This window comes from Micromonospora tarensis (assembly GCF_016803395.1).
Taxonomy (GTDB): Bacteria; Actinomycetota; Actinomycetes; order Mycobacteriales; family Micromonosporaceae; genus Micromonospora; species Micromonospora tarensis.
Genome location: NZ_JAEVHL010000149.1, coordinates 1 through 16177, shown reverse-complemented (window position 1 = coordinate 16177; position 16177 = coordinate 1). Strand labels below are relative to the sequence as shown.

General features: G+C 71.6%; 13 protein-coding genes. 4 read left to right on the top strand and 9 right to left on the bottom strand.

Translation table 11 applies throughout. The features are described 5' to 3' along the window. Positions 1 to 371, top strand: a 371-nt coding sequence (locus JM949_RS23875) for a cellulose binding domain-containing protein (protein WP_203150557.1), incomplete at its 5' end; no start/stop codon positions are given. 37 nt (positions 372 to 408) lie between these two features. Beyond that, complete coding sequence (locus JM949_RS23870) at positions 409 to 1884, top strand: endo-1,4-beta-xylanase (RefSeq protein WP_203150556.1); 1476 nt, start codon at positions 409 to 411, stop codon at positions 1882 to 1884. Here JM949_RS23870 and sthA read toward each other — a convergent pair. The 5 genes from sthA to JM949_RS23840 form a co-directional block, all read right to left on the bottom strand. Then, positions 1865 to 3268, bottom strand: a complete 1404-nt coding sequence (gene sthA, locus JM949_RS23865; protein WP_203150555.1) for a Si-specific NAD(P)(+) transhydrogenase — start codon at positions 3266 to 3268, stop codon at positions 1865 to 1867. The two genes, JM949_RS23870 and sthA, sit on opposite strands and share 20 nt — an antisense overlap. Before the next feature lie 53 nt (positions 3269 to 3321). After that, positions 3322 to 4344, bottom strand: a complete 1023-nt coding sequence (locus JM949_RS23860; protein ID WP_203150554.1) for a fibronectin type III domain-containing protein — start codon at positions 4342 to 4344, stop codon at positions 3322 to 3324. Positions 4345 to 4543: 199 nt separating this feature from the next. Next, a complete protein-coding gene (locus tag JM949_RS23855) occupies positions 4544 to 6151 on the bottom strand; it encodes a ricin-type beta-trefoil lectin domain protein (protein WP_238433759.1) in 1608 nt (535 codons plus the stop codon). 150 nt (positions 6152 to 6301) lie between these two features. Continuing rightward, complete coding sequence (locus JM949_RS23845; protein ID WP_203150553.1) at positions 6302 to 8560, bottom strand: esterase-like activity of phytase family protein; 2259 nt, start codon at positions 8558 to 8560, stop codon at positions 6302 to 6304. A gap of 80 nt (positions 8561 to 8640) precedes the next feature. After that, the gene (locus JM949_RS23840; RefSeq protein WP_203150552.1) at positions 8641 to 9498 is read right to left on the bottom strand and encodes a helix-turn-helix transcriptional regulator; all 858 of its coding nucleotides are present in this window, start codon (positions 9496 to 9498) and stop codon (positions 8641 to 8643) included. 327 nt (positions 9499 to 9825) lie between these two features. Here JM949_RS23840 and JM949_RS23835 point away from each other — a divergent pair, with 327 nt between their 5' ends. Next, on the top strand, positions 9826 to 11406 hold the full coding sequence (locus JM949_RS23835; RefSeq protein ID WP_203150551.1) for a DHA2 family efflux MFS transporter permease subunit: 1581 nt from the start codon (positions 9826 to 9828) through the stop codon (positions 11404 to 11406). 54 nt (positions 11407 to 11460) lie between these two features. Here the strand turns inward: JM949_RS23835 and JM949_RS23830 are convergent, their stop codons facing one another. The 3 genes from JM949_RS23830 to JM949_RS23820 all read right to left on the bottom strand — a co-directional run bounded on the left by JM949_RS23830 (position 11461) and on the right by JM949_RS23820 (position 13951). Then, on the bottom strand, positions 11461 to 11928 hold the full coding sequence (locus JM949_RS23830; RefSeq protein ID WP_203150550.1) for a DUF5709 domain-containing protein: 468 nt from the start codon (positions 11926 to 11928) through the stop codon (positions 11461 to 11463). 101 nt (positions 11929 to 12029) lie between these two features. Further along, entirely contained in the window at positions 12030 to 12914 is an 885-nt protein-coding gene (locus JM949_RS23825; RefSeq protein WP_203150549.1) for an alpha/beta fold hydrolase, read from the bottom strand. Positions 12915 to 13021: 107 nt separating this feature from the next. Beyond that, positions 13022 to 13951: an RNA polymerase sigma factor gene (locus tag JM949_RS23820; RefSeq protein ID WP_203150548.1), complete on the bottom strand. Its 930-nt coding sequence runs from the start codon at positions 13949 to 13951 to the stop codon at positions 13022 to 13024. 199 nt (positions 13952 to 14150) lie between these two features. Here JM949_RS23820 and JM949_RS23815 point away from each other — a divergent pair, with 199 nt between their 5' ends. Continuing rightward, complete coding sequence (locus JM949_RS23815) at positions 14151 to 14915, top strand: YqjF family protein (protein ID WP_203150547.1); 765 nt, start codon at positions 14151 to 14153, stop codon at positions 14913 to 14915. On the opposite strand, the gene JM949_RS23810 is transcribed toward JM949_RS23815, so the two are convergent. After that, the gene (locus tag JM949_RS23810; RefSeq protein WP_203150546.1) at positions 14909 to 15886 is read right to left on the bottom strand and encodes an aldo/keto reductase; all 978 of its coding nucleotides are present in this window, start codon (positions 15884 to 15886) and stop codon (positions 14909 to 14911) included. The genes JM949_RS23815 and JM949_RS23810 overlap by 7 nt on opposite strands. Positions 15887 to 16177 lie beyond the last annotated feature (291 nt).

Here is a 16177-nt window from a genome sequence, read left to right as displayed (position 1 = left end):
CGACCACCCCACCGCCCACCACCCCACCCCCGACGACTCCGCCGCCGACCGGTGGCGGTTGCCGGGTGGGGTACACGGTCAACGCCTGGAACAGCGGTCTCACCGCGAGCGTGGCCATCACCAACACCGGTTCCAGCGCCGTGAACGGATGGGAGCTGACCTTCACGCTGCCCACCGGGCAGCGCATCACCAGCGGCTGGAACGCCCAGTACGCCCCGTCGAGCGGCGCGGTGACCGCCCGCAACGTCTCCTACAACGCCGCCATCGCCCCGAACGCGTCGGTCGAGATCGGCTTCCAGGCCACGCATGAGGGCGGCACCGGCAAGCCCACGTCGTTCGCCCTCAACGGCGCCGCCTGTTCGGTGTCCTGATTTCCCCCCACCCCACCACCTCAGAAGGAGTCGCACGATGAGGCACACGAAATGGAAGGCGGCATCGAGAGCCGCCATCGCGCTGACCGGCGCGGGAGCCCTCGCCGCCGGCATGGCGCTGTTCATGACGGCGCCCGCCGCCGCCGGCACCACGCTCGGCGCGTCCGCCGCCGAGAAGGGCCGCTATTTTGGTACGGCGGTGGCGGCTGGTCGGTTGTCGGACAGCAACTACACGACGATCCTCAACCGAGAGTTCAACTCGGTGACGCCCGAGAACGAGATGAAGATCGACGCGACCGAGCCGCAGCAGGGTCGGTTCAGCTACGGCGCGGCCGAGCAGATCGTCAACCACGCCCGCAGTCGGGGGATGAGCGTGCGGGGTCACACCCTGGCGTGGCATTCGCAGCAGCCCAGTTGGATGCAGGGCATGAGCGGCAGCGCGTTGCGGTCGGCGATGCTCAACCACGTCACGCAGGTCGCGACGCACTTCCGCGGTCAGGTGGTGGCCTGGGACGTGGTGAACGAGGCGTTCGCGGATGGTAGTTCGGGTGCGCGTCGGGACTCGAATCTGCAGCGCACCGGCAACGACTGGATCGAGGCGGCGTTCCGGGCCGCCGACGCGGCGGATCCGAACGCGAAGTTGTGTTACAACGACTACAACACGGACAACTGGACGCACGCGAAGACGCAGGCCGTGTACAACATGGTGCGGGACTTCAAGTCCCGTGGCGTGCCGATCGACTGTGTGGGGTTCCAGTCGCACTTCAACAACGACTCGCCGTATGTGAGCAACTACCGCACCACGCTGTCGAGCTTCGCGGCGCTCGGGGTGGACGTCCAGATCACCGAGTTGGACATTCAGGGCGCCCCGGCCAACACGTATCGCAGTGTGGTGGAGGACTGCCTGGCGGTGGCCCGCTGCAACGGGATCACGGTGTGGGGCATCCGCGACAGCGACTCGTGGCGGTCCAGCCAGACGCCGTTGCTGTTCAACAGCAGTGGTCAGAAGAAGGCGGCGTACGACGCGGTGCTCGCGGCGTTGAACAACGGCACCACGCCCACCGACCCGCCCACGGACCCGCCCACCGACCCGCCGACCGACCCGCCCACCAACCCGCCGGGCCAGGGTGGCTGCACCGCGACGGTGTCGGTGAACCAGTGGACGGGTGGTTTCGTGGCCACCGTGCGGGTGACCGCCGGCTCGTCGGCCATCAACGGCTGGACGGTCACGATCGGCCTGCCGTCGGGCGCCACGGTCACCAGCGTCTGGAACGCCAACCGCAGCGGTAGCAGCGGCACGACCACCTGGACGAACGTGGCCTACAACGGCCAGGTCGGCGCCGGACAGTCCACCGAGTACGGCTTCCAGGCCAACGGCACCGCCGCAGCCTCAGCCCCACCTGCTCGGCGAGCTGACGGACCATCGGCCGTGCGCGGCGGACCCGAACGCCGTGCACCGGCCAATGGCGCTAGCCCTGAGCGGCCGGACGCGGCTAGCCGTCGATGCGGGTGATGTTGCGGATCTTGTTGGAAGCGTCCAGGGCGGCCACCTTGTACGCCTCGGCCAGCGTCGGGTAGTTGAACACCGCGTCGACCAGGTAGTCGATGGTGCCGCCGCAGCCGATCACGGCCTGCCCGATGTGGACGATCTCGGTGGCGGCGGTGCCGAACACGTGCACCCCGAGCAGCCGGCCGTCGTCGGGGGAGACGAGCAGCTTCAGCATGCCGTAGGAGTCACCCACGATCTGGCCCCGGGCCAGCTCCCGGTAGCGGGCGATGCCCACCTCGAACGGGGTCGAGGTGTCGGTGAGCTGCGCCTCGGTCTGCCCGACGAAGCTGATCTCCGGAATGGTGTAGATGCCGATCGGTTGCAGGCCGTGCATCTCCCGGATCGGCTCGCCGCAGGCGTGCTGCGCGGCCAGCCGGCCCTGCTCCATCGAGGTGGACGCGAGCGCGGGGAAGCCGATCACGTCACCGACGGCGTAGATGTTCTCCACCGGGGTGCGGTAGTTGGCGTCGACGGCGATCCGTCCGCGTCGGTCCGCCGCCAGCCCGGCCGCCGCCAGGGCCAGGTCGTCGGTCTGGCCCTGGCGGCCGGCCGAGTACATCACCGTGTCCGCGACGATCTTCTTGCCGCTCTTGAGGATGCACAGCGCCGCCGTCTGGTGCTTCTCCACGGCGGCGACCTCCTCGCCGAAGCGGAACGCCACGGACAGGTCGCGCAGGTGGTACTTGAGTGACTCGACCACCTCGTCGTCGCAGAAGTCGAGCATCCGGTCGCGCCGCTCCACCACCGTCACCTTGGTGCCGAGCGCGGCGAACATCGAGGCGTACTCCATGCCGATCACGCCGGCGCCGACCACGACCATGCTGCGCGGGACGGCCTGGAGGTTGATGACGCCGTCGGAGTCCACGATGGTCCGGTCGTCGAAGTCGACGCTGTCCGGGCGCGCCGGGCGGGTGCCCGCGGCGATGATGGCCTTGTCGAAGGTCACCTTCGACTCGCGGCCCGAGCCGCCGTCGACCCAGATCGACTGCGCGTCGGCGAACCGTCCGGTGCCGGTGATCATCGTGACCCGGTTGCGGGCCAGTTGGTTGCGGATGACGTCGGTCTGCCGGGTGATGACGTGCTGGGTCCGGGCAGCCAGGTCGCTGACGGTGATCTCCTCCTTGACCCGGTAGCTGCTGCCGTACAGGTCCCGCTGGCTCAGGCCGGTCAGGTAGAGCACGGCCTCGCGCAGCGTCTTGGAGGGGACGGTGCCGGTGTTGATGCACACCCCACCGATCATGTCGCGGCGGTCCACGATGGCGACCCGCCTGCCGAGCTTGGCGGCGGCGATCGCGGCCTTCTGACCGCTGGGCCCGGACCCCAGCACTACCAGGTCGTAGTCATACACGACCGTTAGCGTCGCAAGATGTCGCGGCGCGCGCCAGACCCCGCACCCGAGCGTTACTCGTCCGCCACCACGCAGACGCCGCCGTTCAGCGTGACCTCCTGCGGCGTCTGGGAGCCGCTGGCGACGACTCCCAGCGACACCGTGCCGCCCGGCGGAATCAGCCCGTTGTGCCGGACATCACGCACCCGCAGGTAGCTGCTGTCCCGGTCGACGACCTCCGCGCCCCAGAGGCTGCGCAGCTGCTGGCCGGCGTAGAACCGCCAGCGCATCGTCCACCCGTCGATCGGGGTCGGGCCGGTGTTGGTGACCGCCAGGCGCGCCACGAAACCGTCGGGCCACTGCCCCAGAACCGATCGGACCGCGCAGCTCGGCGGCGGCGGCAGCGTGGTCACGGTGACCGGCTCGGACAGCTCGGACAGCTGGCCGGCCTCGTCGCGGGCCTGCACCACGAAGGTGTACGTGGTGTTCGGCGTCAACCCGCTGATCTGGGTGCTGTTGCGCCCCGGGGGATATTGGTAGACCTCGCTGACCCGGGTGAGCGTGCCGCCGCTGTCGACCCGGAACACCTCGTACCGATCCAGCGCGACGTTCTCCACCGAGTGCGCCCAGCGGAGCCACAGCAGCGTGGCGGCGACGTCGTAGGCGACCGGTTGGCCGGGTGCGCTCGGCGGCTGGTCGTCCCCCGGCGGCATGGTCAGCCGCACTGTCGGATCGGCCAGTGACCTGTTGCCGGCCGCGTCCTCCGCCGCGACGGAGAAGACGTACGTGCGCGACGGCCGCAGCCCGGTGATCCGGATGCTCGTGGTGTCGGTCGAGTAGTGGGCGCCGGTGTCCTCGAAGCGCGCGCCGACCGGGTAGCGGACCACCCCGACGTTGTCGGTCGAGGCCGCCCAGGTCAACTCGACCCAGGTGGTGTCGATGGCGACGACCGTGATGGGGCCGGGTGCGCTGGGGCGTTCGGTGTCCGCCGCGGCGTACGCCGGACTCGCGCCCGTCGCCACCACTGTCGCCGTGAGCGCGCAGGCGGCCAGCGCGGCGGCCCTGAACCGGGCGCCGCGGAGCTGTCGATCGGGCATGATGATTGCCTCGCTTTCGGGTGACCGCAGCGGACCATTCATCGAATGTTTCCAATGTTAGGGCAGTGGCGGTCGCGCGTTGTCCCGTCAGCCGGCGAGGCGGGCGTCGCGGGTCAGCCCGGTGGCGGCCCTGGGCGCCGACTGCCGAGCAGCCCGGTGGGTCGACGCCGGACATCCGGCGTCGACCCACCCGGCCTGGTCAGTTGGGGTTGTTGGCGTGGGTGAGCGTCTCCCAGGCGACGAAGAGGTTGTTCGTACCGGCGGGACGCTGCTGCAGCGTGAGGGTCTGGGTGTTGGTCATGACGTTGCCCAGCCGGGTGCTCATCGCGTTGAAGCCGACCTCGGTGATCGGGCCGAGGCCCCGGGTCAGGTTGCCGCCGCAGAGCCAGGAGGGCGGCGCCTCGCCGAGCTGGTAGCGCGAGTGGAAACCGAGCGCCTGCCGCAGCCGCTCGCCGACCTGCGGGTACAGGTCGCGTCCCTGGATGCGGGAGGTCTCGGCGACGTGCGAGATGGCGGAGATCCCGTACCCGGTGTGCACGAAGTCGCGGCAGGTCTCCTGGGCGAGGCCGGCGACGAAGGTGGACTGGCCCTGCCAGTAGCCGATGGTCTCCGCGCTGGTGTCCAGGCCGCTGCCGGGCATCGTGTACGGCAGCGCGCCGTCGCTGGGCAGGTAGACGAAGGCCCGGGCGCGGTTGAGGAAGCGGGTGACCGCCGCGTCGTAGGCGGACCGGTCCTCCAGGAACACCGCGATGCCGACGGTGGCCTCCATCATGGTCAGTTCCCAGTTGCCGTTGCTGTTCGAGCCGTTGCGCACCATCGGCAGGTAGACGTTGCGCAGCATGGTGGCGAAGCGGTTGGCGTTGGGCCAGCTCGAGTACGTGTACTTGATGATCTCGGCGGCCCGGGGCCAGACCGAGGCGGCCCAGCCGGTCTGCAGCGGGGCGTTGCTGCCGGTGTGCGCGGTGATGGTGGCCGACCAGGCGTCCATGATCTGGATCGACTTCTGCGCGTACCGGGCGTCCCCGGTGAGATACCAGGCGAGCGCGTCGGTGTACGCGGCGATGGCGTCCTCACGCTCGTCGGTGCAGCCGTTGTTGGGGTTCGAGTAGGAACCGCACTCGACCACCGAACGGGGGGCCGGGGTGCGCGAGAGGGAGGCGTACCGGCTGGTCATCATCTGGTTGTGGGCCGCCGCCCACGGCTGCGCGCCGGCCTGCACCTGGCCGCGGACGAAGTCGAGCTGGCCTCGGCTGACCAGCACGCCCGGGTGGGTGAAGCCGCCGGACGACGGTGGCGGGGTGCCGCCGCCGGTGGGCAGCGTCCAGGTCTGGTTGGCGGTGCCGGTGCAGCTCCAGATCTGCAGCGGAGTGCCGTCGGCCGAGCTGGGGCCGGTCGCGTCGAGGCACTTGCCCGAGACCGGGTTGACCAGCTGCCCGGCGCTGGACGACCACTGTTGCGCCCCGGTGCCGTTGCAGTCGTAGATCTGGGCCCGGGCGCCGTTGGCGGTGCTGCCGGCGGCGATGTCGAGGCACTTGCCGAGCGCCCTGATCGTGCCGTCGTCGGCCACCGTCCACTGCTGCGCGGCGGAGCCGTTGCAGGTGAAGAGCTGCACCGGCGTGCTGTTGGCGGAGCTGGCGGCGGCCACGTCGACGCACTTGCCGCCGTACCCGGTGATGGCTCCGGTGGCGGCCGCCGTCGCGGCCGGGGCGCCGAGCACCAGGCCGGCCGGCACGGTGAGGACGGCCGCCGCGAGCGCGGCGGTCCAGCGGATGCGGGGGAGCAGGGCCCCGGCCCATCGTCGCGTCATCTCTGGTCCTTCCGGGGGCAGGTCAACTGTAAAGTCTGTTAATCATTACAGCGACGCTCATTGATATCAATGTCGTGCCGTTTCCGGAAACCGCCGCCCGACACGACGCCCCCGGCGCGAGCGCGCCGGGGGCCGTCGTGTCGGGCAGGGCTACCGCAGGTCGGGCACGTCGATCACGATCAGTTCGGTGTCGTCCGCGCGCCCCGGGATGCGACCGTCGTTACCCGGGAAGTTGTTGTCATTGGCGACGAGCACCCGGTCACCGTCGAGCGGCAGCACCGACTCGACCGACTGCAACGGGAACGAGAAGAGCGGGCCGACGCCGTACTCACCCGGCCGTGCCGGAGTGGAGACGCCCGTCGGGTCGGCCAGCCGCATCAGGTCGACAGCGGTCCGCCGCCTCAGGTAGCCGTCCGCGCCCACCTCGTCCAGGTCGGTCACGACCAGGCGCTTGACCAGCGACTGCTGGCCCATGCCGTTGTCCCGCTCGATCAGCAGCAGCCGCCGGCCGTCGAGCACCGCCGCGTCGCCGACCAGCAGGGACGGGTCGTCGACCCGGAAGGACCAGGTGCGGCCGGTGTACCGGTTGCGCCGCACGTCGAACTCGTAGACCACCCGGCGGCGCTGGTCCGGGTCGTTGACCTGGGCGCCCTCCAGGATCGGGTAGAGGGTCCAACCGTCCTCGCTGGCCGCCATCGCCTCGAACCCGTTGCTGGCGCGCACTGTCGGGGTCTCGCCCGGGGCCAGGTCCGGCGACTGCGGGGACTTCGTACCGTCGGGCAGCGGGATCGGCGCCTGGAGCACCCTTCCGGTCCGGTCGGTGCGGACCAGGTACGGGCCGAACTCGTCGCCGATCCACAGGTCGCCGCGCGCGTCGCGGGCCAACGACTCGATGTCCAAGTCCGCGCCGGTCAGCAGACGGTCCCGGGTGTCGCCGTTGACGATCGGGAACGGCACCCGGTGGTCCGGGTCGCGGAAGCTGATGTGCCCACGGACGGACACGCTCTGCCGGTGGTAGTCGGGCTCGATCTCGTACGCCCGCAGCAGGAAGTCGGCCGAGTTGGTCTTCGCGCCGAATCCGTTGTCCGGCATGGCGAGCAGCCGCCGGCCGGAGCGGTCACCCGGCCGGGCCGGGATCACCGCGGAGAAGCCGGGGATGGGCTGGCCGGGAAAGGGCGCGGTGATCCCGTTGACCGGGGTGGTGGCGAGCTGGGTGCCGGAGACCGGGCCCGGCTGGTACGCGGTCGCCGACAGCAGCGCCCGCTCCCGCAGTGTCACCTCGGGCCGCAGCTTCACCGACAGCGAGTACACCCGGGTCGTCTGGGTGGCGCTGCCGTTGTCGTCGGAGACGAGATACACCTCGCGACGGCCGCCCGGCAGGGTGCCGCCGAGCGCAGCGCCCTCGATGTTGTCCAACAGCGGGTTCGGCTGGGGTTGCGGGGTGGTCGCGCCCGACGGCGGGCAGTCGGCGATGTCGACAAGCAGCTCCTTGCCGAGCCACGAGCGCGGGTCGGTCACCGTCGACAGGGCCGACACGGCGGAGACGTCGGGCGCGCCGGTGGCGGAGACCCGGTAGACCCGGACGGTGTTGCCCACGCCGGTGGTGAAGCCCCGCTCCACCGCGAGCAACTGGTCCCCACCGAGCGCGATCAGCTCGACCAGGCCCAGGTCGCTGTCGGTCCGGTAGGCGTACTGGACGCTCGGGGCGTACCCGCCGCCCTCGCGGCCGTCGTACCGGATGATCCGGTTGAGGCCGCGACCGGCGGCGTCACGGCCGTCCTCGGCGAGCGGGCCCTCCATCCCGGCGTAGAGCACCCGGTGGTCCGGGGTGGTGGCCAGCGCCTCGAACGTCTGGTTGACAGTGGCCCCACCGGCCGGGCTGACCCGGAACCGCTCCGGCACCGGCAGCGCGGCGATCTCCCGACCGTCGGAGAGCCGGAACCGCCTGATCGACGGCTCCCGCTCCGAGCTGGCCAGGATGGTCTCCCCGCCGCGCTCCGCGACCAGCCCCTCACCGTCGAAGTCCGCCCCGGTGTACGGCGTGCCGTCCGGGCGGCGGAGCACCGTGACGTCGCGGACACCCACGTCGACCCCGCGCCGGTCCGTCTTCAGACCCAGCTGGTAGACCCGGGCGGGGGTCGTGCCGATGTTGTCCACCAGCGCCAGCGCGCGCCCCGGACGGGCGAACGTCAGCGCCGACAGGCCGGCGACCGGGTTGCCGGCGACTGTGGTCTTGTCCAGGGCGTCGGAGTAGCCGATCAGCGACGCGTCCGGCCCGCAACTCGCCCCCGCGCCCGGCTTCCCCGGGCTCTGCTGCCCGGGAGCGCCCAGTGCCGGTGCCGCCGCGAGCAGCGAGATCACCGCCGCGGCGGACGCCGCCGCCCGGGCCCTTGTGGAAGTGGTACGCACATTGCCTCCCGCATCGACTCGGCGGCCGTTGCCGCCGGGGCAGATGCAAGCGCCCGTCGCCCACCACAGTGGAACCTGCGTCAGAACGTCGCCTGAACAGCCGGTGCACGATCACGCGCCGGGCCGGCCACGAGCAGCCGCAGCTTCTCGTCGCTCGCCGACCCGGGCGCGGCGGTGAAGACCAGCAGGGTCTGCGACTGGTCCGGGTCCACCAGCGTCTGGCAGTGCAGCTCCATCGCCCCGACCTCCGGGTGCACGAAGTGCTTCGCCGGGCAGGAGCCGGCCGGGACCGGGTGCTCCCGCCAGAGCCGCGCGAACTCCGCGCTCTCGGCGAGCAGGTCGTCGACGAGCACGGCCACCCGCGAACCCTGGCCGTCCCGGACGTACGACGCGTGCAGGTGCGCCACCAGCAGGCGGCTCTGCGTCTGATGGTGCTCCGCCGGGTGCAGCCGCCGTGCCGTCGGGTCGGTGAACCAGCGGTGGTGCGCGCTGCGGGCCAGCCCGGTGTACCGGGTCTCGTCGCCGAGCAGGGCGACGGCCGGCGGGGTCTGCGCCAAGGTCTCGCCGAGGTGGTTGACCACCTGGGCCGGGGTGTCCCGCATCCGGTCGAGGATCCGCCGCATTCCCGGGTTGACCTGGTCGGCCGGCGCCGCCCGGTGCGGGACGGCGTGGCCGGCGAGCTGGAGGAGGTGGTCCCGTTCGGCCCGCGAGAGCCGCAGGCCACGGGCCAGCGCGGTGAGCATCTGCTCCGAGGGGTGCGGCCCGCGCTGCTGCTCCAGGCGGCTGTAGTAGTCGGTCGACATCCCGCTCAACGCGGCGACCTCCTCACGGCGCAGCCCACCGGTGCGCCGGCGGGGCCCCCGAGGCAGCCCGACGTCCTCGGGCTGCAGCGCCGCGCGCCGGGTGCGCAGGAAGCTGGCGAGTTGGGCGCGGTTCACTGTGACTCCTCGGTCGACGGGGTGCCGTCCGTCGGCCGGCACGTGAACTGCAACAGGTCGTCGGGGCTGCCCTGTTCCATCCCGGGACCGCCGGGCCGCGCCGGGCCGGCCCGGTCACCGCCCGAGCGACACCCGACGTCCGGCTCCAATGGGAGGGCTGATCGGGTGCTCCGCGTCGGGGAGCACTAATCTCGCGGCGATCCGTCGTACCCGCCCGATACTCTTCCTGCGCGCGTCGTCGTCCTGGTACGACGCGCCCCGCGCCAGGCAGGCACGGCATCGCCGCCACCACACCCTTGGCCGGCTCAATCGACTTCAGGAGAGTTAGTGACACAGCAATCCGTCGCGACATCGGACAAACTCGACGCCGCGGTGCTCAAGGTGGCGGGCGTCGTCGTCCTTGGCGCGATCATGTCGATCCTCGACGTGACGGTGGTCAGCGTGGCGCTGCCCACATTCCAGAGCGAGTTCGACGCGTCCTACGCCCGGGTCGCCTGGACCATGACCGCCTACACCCTCGCGCTCGCCACCGTGATCCCGCTCAGCGGGTGGGCGGCGGACCGGTTCGGCACCAAGCGGCTCTACATGGTGGCGTTGGCCCTGTTCACGATCGGTTCGGGGCTCTGCGCCATGGCCGACACGATCGGCGAGCTGATCGGCTACCGGGTCCTGCAGGGCCTCGGCGGCGGCATGCTCATGCCGCTGGGCATGACCATCATGACCCGGGCGGCCGGCCCGCACCGGATCGGCCGGCTGATGGCCGTCCTCGGCATCCCGATGCTGCTGGGGCCGATCGGCGGCCCGATCCTCGGCGGCTGGTTGATCGACACCGCCAGCTGGCACTGGATCTTCCTGATCAACCTGCCGATCGGCGTGATCGCCCTGATCTACGCGCAGTTCGCGCTGCCGAAGGACGCGCCGGAGCCGTCCGAGTCGTTCGACTTCGTCGGCATGCTGATGCTCTCGCCGGGCCTCGCCCTCTTCCTCTACGGCGTCTCGTCCCTGCCGGAGGCGGGCACCTTCACCGAGGCCAAGGTCTGGGCCCCGATGCTGGTCGGCGGAGCGCTGGTGGTGGCGTTCGTGCGCTACTCGTTCAGGCCCCGGCACCCGCTGCTCGACCTGCGGCTGTTCCGCAACCGCAGCCTCACCATCGCGTCGGTGACGATGTTCGTGTTCATCATCGCGTTCATGGGCGCGGGTCTGCTCTTCCCGAGCTACTTCCTGCAGGTGCGCGGCGAGACGACGCTGACCGCCGGTCTGCTGATGGCCCCACAGGGCATCGGCGCGATGATCACCATGCCGATCGCCGGCACGCTCGCCGACCGGGTGCCGATCGGGCGTACCGTCCCGTTCGCGCTGGGTCTCATCATCGTCGGGTTCTTCGGCTTCACCCAGGTCGACCCGCAGACCTCGTACTGGCTGCTCGGCGGGTCGCTGTTCGTGATGGGTCTGGGCATGGGCGGCACGATGATGCCGATCATGACGTCGGCGCTGCGGACGTTGCAGGCGCAGGAGGTGGCCTGCGGCTCGACGCTGGTCAACATCCTCCAGCAGATCGGCGGGTCGGTCGGCGCCGCCGTGATGTCGGTGATCCTCACCAACGAGCTGAACGGCTCCCGTCAGATCCCCGGCATGGTGGACGAGAGCGGCAAGCCGGTCACCGAGGCCGGCTTGGCGATCGCCTCCCAGCAGCGGCCGGAGCTGCTCCAGCAGATGCCGGTCGACCCGTCGCTCATCGAGCGCGGGCTCGACTTCGCCGCCAAGTCGTTCGCCAGCACGTTCTGGGTCGCGTTCGCGCTGGTCGTGCTCACGCTCATCCCGGCCTTCCTGCTGCCGCGTCGACGTCAGCCGGCGCAGCTCGGCGACCCGCGGGGCGAGCAGCTCAAGACGCCCGTCGTCATCCACTGAACAGCCAACCGGCCGGGCTCGACACCTCGCGAGGTGCCGAGCGGCGGCGCGGCGTCAGGTCAGCGCAAACGGGCCGTCGCCCGGCCCGTCCGGGTCCTCGACCACGTGGATCGCGGCTTCCTCCGCACTCGCGGCACCCGCGTCGATCCCGGCGTCCCACGCCACCGACTCGGCCTCGTCGTCCTCGCGGACACCCTCGTCGTACGCCACCAGCCGGCCGGCGCGGGTCTCCGCCTCGTACCCCCGGCGGGTCAGCTCGTCCTCGTCGTCGTCGGCCTCGGCGTACGGGTCGACATCCGGCACCTCCTGGGCGAGGTACTGCTCCAGGGACTCGCCGGCCCGCTCCTCGGCGGGCGTGGTGCCGAACCGGTTGGCGGCCGTCCAGTGGTCCTCGGCGACGATGCCGGTGTCGAGGGGGTCGCCCACCCGGTCGTCGTCCAGGGTGTCGGAGGCGTCCAGGACGCCGTCATCCTCGGCGACGTTCCACTCGTCGACGGAATCCATCCGCTCGGTCTGGCTCACGGCGGTCTCCTCTTCGTCACGGTGCATGAAAGTGCCCCAGCCTATGACCGTGCAACACGGCCGCGCCTCCGGGTGTGCCCCGCTGTGACGAAGCCGGGCGGTCAGTGTGTGAGCAGATCCACCACGGCCTCGGTGAACTCCGCCGGCTGCTCGATGTGCGCGAAGTGCCCGCTGCGCTCCAGCAGGACCAGCCGCGAGTCCTTGAGCCCCGCGTGCAACTGCTCAGCCCAGCGCGGACCGCAGATGAAGTCGTACTTTCCGACGATCACCACCACCGGCACGGTGATCTCGCCGAGCTCGTCCCGTACGTCGAAGGGCGTCGGGTCCTGCGCGCCGGCCGGCGCCGCCCAGATCCGGACAGCGGCCTGGAACGGCGCGAACTCGTCCTGTCGGCCCCAGAAGTCCGCGAAGTACACCGGAAGGGCGGCCCGCAGCGCCGACCCCAACGACTCGTCGTCCGTCGCCGCGCCGATCTGCCCGAAGGCAGCCGGCACCGCCGCCGCCTCCGGCCGGTCCGGGTGCCGCTGCGGGTACCCGGCCAGGCCGGCCATCGCCTCCGCCCAGAACTCCGCGCCGGTGACCGGTGAGGTGTCGTACAGGGCGAGACCGGCGACCCGGTCGGGGTGCGCGAGAGCGTACCGCTGGACGACGAAACCGCCGTGCGAGTGCCCGAGCAGGTACACCCGGGGCTCGCCGAGGTGCTCGACGACCGCGTCCAGGAACCGGGCATACGTGTCGAGACGGTAATCGGCGGGGTTGTCGAGCCGTCCCGAGCCGCCCGTGCCCACCGGCTCCACGTACACCATCGTGAAGTGCTCTTCCAGGCTGGGCGCCCGCAGGTAGGACCATTCGATGCCCGGACCGCCCGAATGCGCCACGCACACCGGGCCGGTGCCGGCGACGTGGTAGACCTGCGACACGCCGTCGACGGTGAAGGTGTGCGCGCCGGGTGCGAGGGCGCTGACGTCGTGGCTGGTGGAACCCATTGGCTATCTCCCGATCCGAGACCCGCGCGGCGTCTGCCGACACGGCAACTGGTGCCTGACGCGGACCAGATGCGTGGGCCGGGGGAGAAGTTCGCTCGCCGGAGCGATTATTTCCCGGCCAACGCCGGGACGGGGTGGAAGAGGGTGAGTTGGCGCACCCGGCCCTCGCGTAGGACCTGCAACCACAGCGCCGCCGGCGGGCAGTGCTCCGGGTCGTCGGGCGGGCTGATCAGGTCGGTCTCCCAGATCAGCACGTCGCCGCTGGCCACCACGTTGCGCAGCCGCTGACGTACCCCGGCGGTCAGGTCGCAGTCCATGCCGGCGATCGCCAGGTCGCGGCCACCCCGGCGGCCACCCGGCACGATCATCTCGGCGTCCGGCCACCAGCTCTCCCGGACCACCCGGTCGAAGTCACCGCGCATCGCGGTGGCGATCATGTCGCGGCCCTCACGCCACCGCGCCTGGTTAGACGCGGCGACGTCGGTGTGCGCGGCGCTGGTGGCCGTCCGGAGGCCGGCGGCGAGCGCACGGCGGGCGTGGCTGAGGCGGCTGCGGACGGTGCCGACCGGCACGCCACACACGGCCGCGATCTGCTCGTACGAGGACGCGTCGCTGAAGTACCGCAGCAGGGTGACGAGCCGGTCGGTCTCGGACAGTTGCCCGACGGAGTGCCACACCCAGTCGCGCATCGCGCTCTGGTCCAGTGCCTCCTCGGGCGTGGGCGTGTCGGCGGGGCGGGCGAACCACTCCGGTTCGGCGACCGGGACGGCTCGGGGCCCGCGCACCAGCATCCGGCTGTTGTTGCGGACGATGGCCCGCAGCCACGGGCCGACGGCGGCCGGGTCGCGGACCTCGCCGATGCGACGCAGGGCCACCACCATCGCGTCCTGCACCGCGTCCTCGGCGTCCGGGCCGTAACCGAGGACGCTCAGCGCGACGGCCCGCATCCCGGCCTCGTGCCGGCTCAGCAGCACGCCGAGCGCCGCCGGGTCACCCGCCTGGGCGAGCACCACCAGCTCCGCGTCACCCTGAGTCACGCGTTCATCCCCCCGCACGTCCCAAAACATCCCACCTGCGGCGGTTTGGGTACGTCACCTGATCTCGCCGCCGCTACCAAGCCTACGGCGGGTGAAGGGCCGATCCTCAGGCCGGTGCCGAGGACGAGCCCTGGCCGACTGAGTGTCGGCCCGCACGCCTGAGGCCCCGCCGGCCCGCCGGCTGCGCCAGGATGAGGGGGTGCGTCCCGAACCAATCGACCACGCGCCCCGGCAGGCGTTCCCCTGGGCGCTGCTGCGGCAGCGCTGGGCGGACCTCACCTTCCTGCACTGGCCCGTCGCTCCGGCACTCGTCGCGCCGCTGCTGCCCGCCGGCACCCGACCGGACACGCTGGCCGGGGTCAGCTACGTCGGCCTGATCGGTTTTCGGATGGTCGGGCTGGGCTTCGGCCGTGGGCCGGGGGTGCCCTACTTCGGCACCTTCTGGGAGACCAACGTCCGGCTCTACTCGGTCGACGAGGCCGGGCGACGAGCGGTGGTGTTCCGGTCGCTCGACGCGTCCCGCCTGGTGCCGGTGCTGGTGGCGCGGGCGACCCTGGGTCTGCCGTACCTCTGGTCGTCGATGCGGTTGGATCGTGACGGCGACCGGCGCACCTACCGGTGCCGACGGCGCTGGCCCGGGCCGGCGGGCACGACGAGCCGGATGGTGGTGCGGGTGGGCGAGCGGATCGTCGACCCGACTCCGCTCGAACACTTCGTCACCGCCCGCTGGGGGCTGCACACCCGGGCGTACGGGCGCACGCTGCACCTGCCGAACTGGCACCCGAGTTGGCCGCTGCACCGGGCCGAGCTGCTGCACCTGGATGACGAGTTGGTTGCCGCCGCCGGTTTGCCGGCCCCGGTCGGGCCGCCGGTCAGCGTGCTCTACTCGCCCGGTGTCGGGGTCAGGTTCGGCCCGCCGGTGGCGGCCCGGCCGCGCGGTGCCGGGCCGCCGGAGGCTCAGTAGCGGCCACCTTCGGGAGCGGGCAGCGCGTCCAGGTCGGCCAGGTCCTCGGCGCTGAGCCGCACGTCGCCGGCCGCGCAGTTGTCCACCAGATACTTCGGTGTCTTGGTGCCGGGGATCGGAACGACCTGGTCACCCTGGGCGATCACCCACGCGAGCGCGACCTGCGCCGGGCTCAGCCCGACCCGGTCGGCGATCTTCCGGACCTCAGCGACGATGGCCAGATTGGCGCGCAGCGCGTCCTGCTGGAAGCGGGGCAGGCCGCGCCGGAAATCGTCGGCGGGCAGGTCGTCGAACGAGGTGAACCGGCCGGCGAGGAAACCGCGACCGAGTGGGGAGAACGGCAGGAAGGCGATGCCCTGCTCGGCGCAGTACGGCAGCACCTCGGCCAGCGGGTCGCGGGTCCACAGCGACAGCTCGGACTGCACCGACGCCACCGGGTGGGCCGCCTGGGCCCGCGCGATCTGGGCCACTGTCACCTCGGAGAGCCCGATCTGCCGTGCCTTGCCCGCGGCCACCACCTCCGCCATCGCGCCCCAGGACTCCTCGATGGGCACCTCCGGGTCGACCCGGTGCAGCTGGTAGAGGTCGACGTGGTCGGTGCCGAGCCGGCGTAGGCTCGCGTCGATCGCCGTGCGGATGTGCTCCGGACGACCGTTGTTGCCGATCGTCGGCGAGTTGCCGGGACCACCCGTGCGGGAGGTCGCCACCAGACCGGCCTTCGTCGCGAGGACGGCCCGCTCCCGGTGCCCACCGGTCAACGCCCGCCCGACCAGTTCCTCGTTTGTGTACGGTCCGTACACGTCCGAGGTGTCGATCAGGGTGGCACCCAGGTCGAGGGCCTGGCGGATGACGGAGACCGAGGTGTCGTCGTCGCGGGGACCGCTGATGTCGTATCCGTGGCTCATGCCCATGCACCCGAGACCGATGACGCCGACCTCGGGACCGGCGCTGCCCAACGTGGTGGTTCGCATGCGCCCCACGCTACGACCGGGTCGGCCGACCCGTCCCCCCGGGGCGGGCCCGGCTGTTGCCGAGCACGTGACGGCGCTATGACCCAACGGAGCAACAGCGATGACGGTCTACCCCGTGAGCTAGCCGGGCAGGGCCGCCACGCCCGCGCGGCGGACGAGCCGCCGGACGTCCTCGGGCGACAGTCGTCGCCCCTGCTCGTAGGCCACGGCGAAGTCCTCGACCCCCAACCCCGCCACGGCCAGGGCCAGTCGCCCGTTGCACATCCCGGGTCGATCGGCCGGGGCCAGCGG

Coding starts and splice junctions, on each gene's coding strand:
- JM949_RS23860 (WP_203150554.1), bottom strand. CDS start 4,344: ATGCCCGATCGACAGCTCCGCGGCGCCCGGTTCAGGGCCGCCGCGCTG.
- JM949_RS23855 (WP_238433759.1), bottom strand. CDS start 6,151: ATGACGCGACGATGGGCCGGGGCCCTGCTCCCCCGCATCCGCTGGACC.
- JM949_RS23825 (WP_203150549.1), bottom strand. CDS start 12,914: ATGGGTTCCACCAGCCACGACGTCAGCGCCCTCGCACCCGGCGCGCAC.
- JM949_RS23810 (WP_203150546.1), bottom strand. CDS start 15,886: ATGCGAACCACCACGTTGGGCAGCGCCGGTCCCGAGGTCGGCGTCATC.
- JM949_RS23870 (WP_203150556.1), top strand. CDS start 409: ATGAGGCACACGAAATGGAAGGCGGCATCGAGAGCCGCCATCGCGCTG.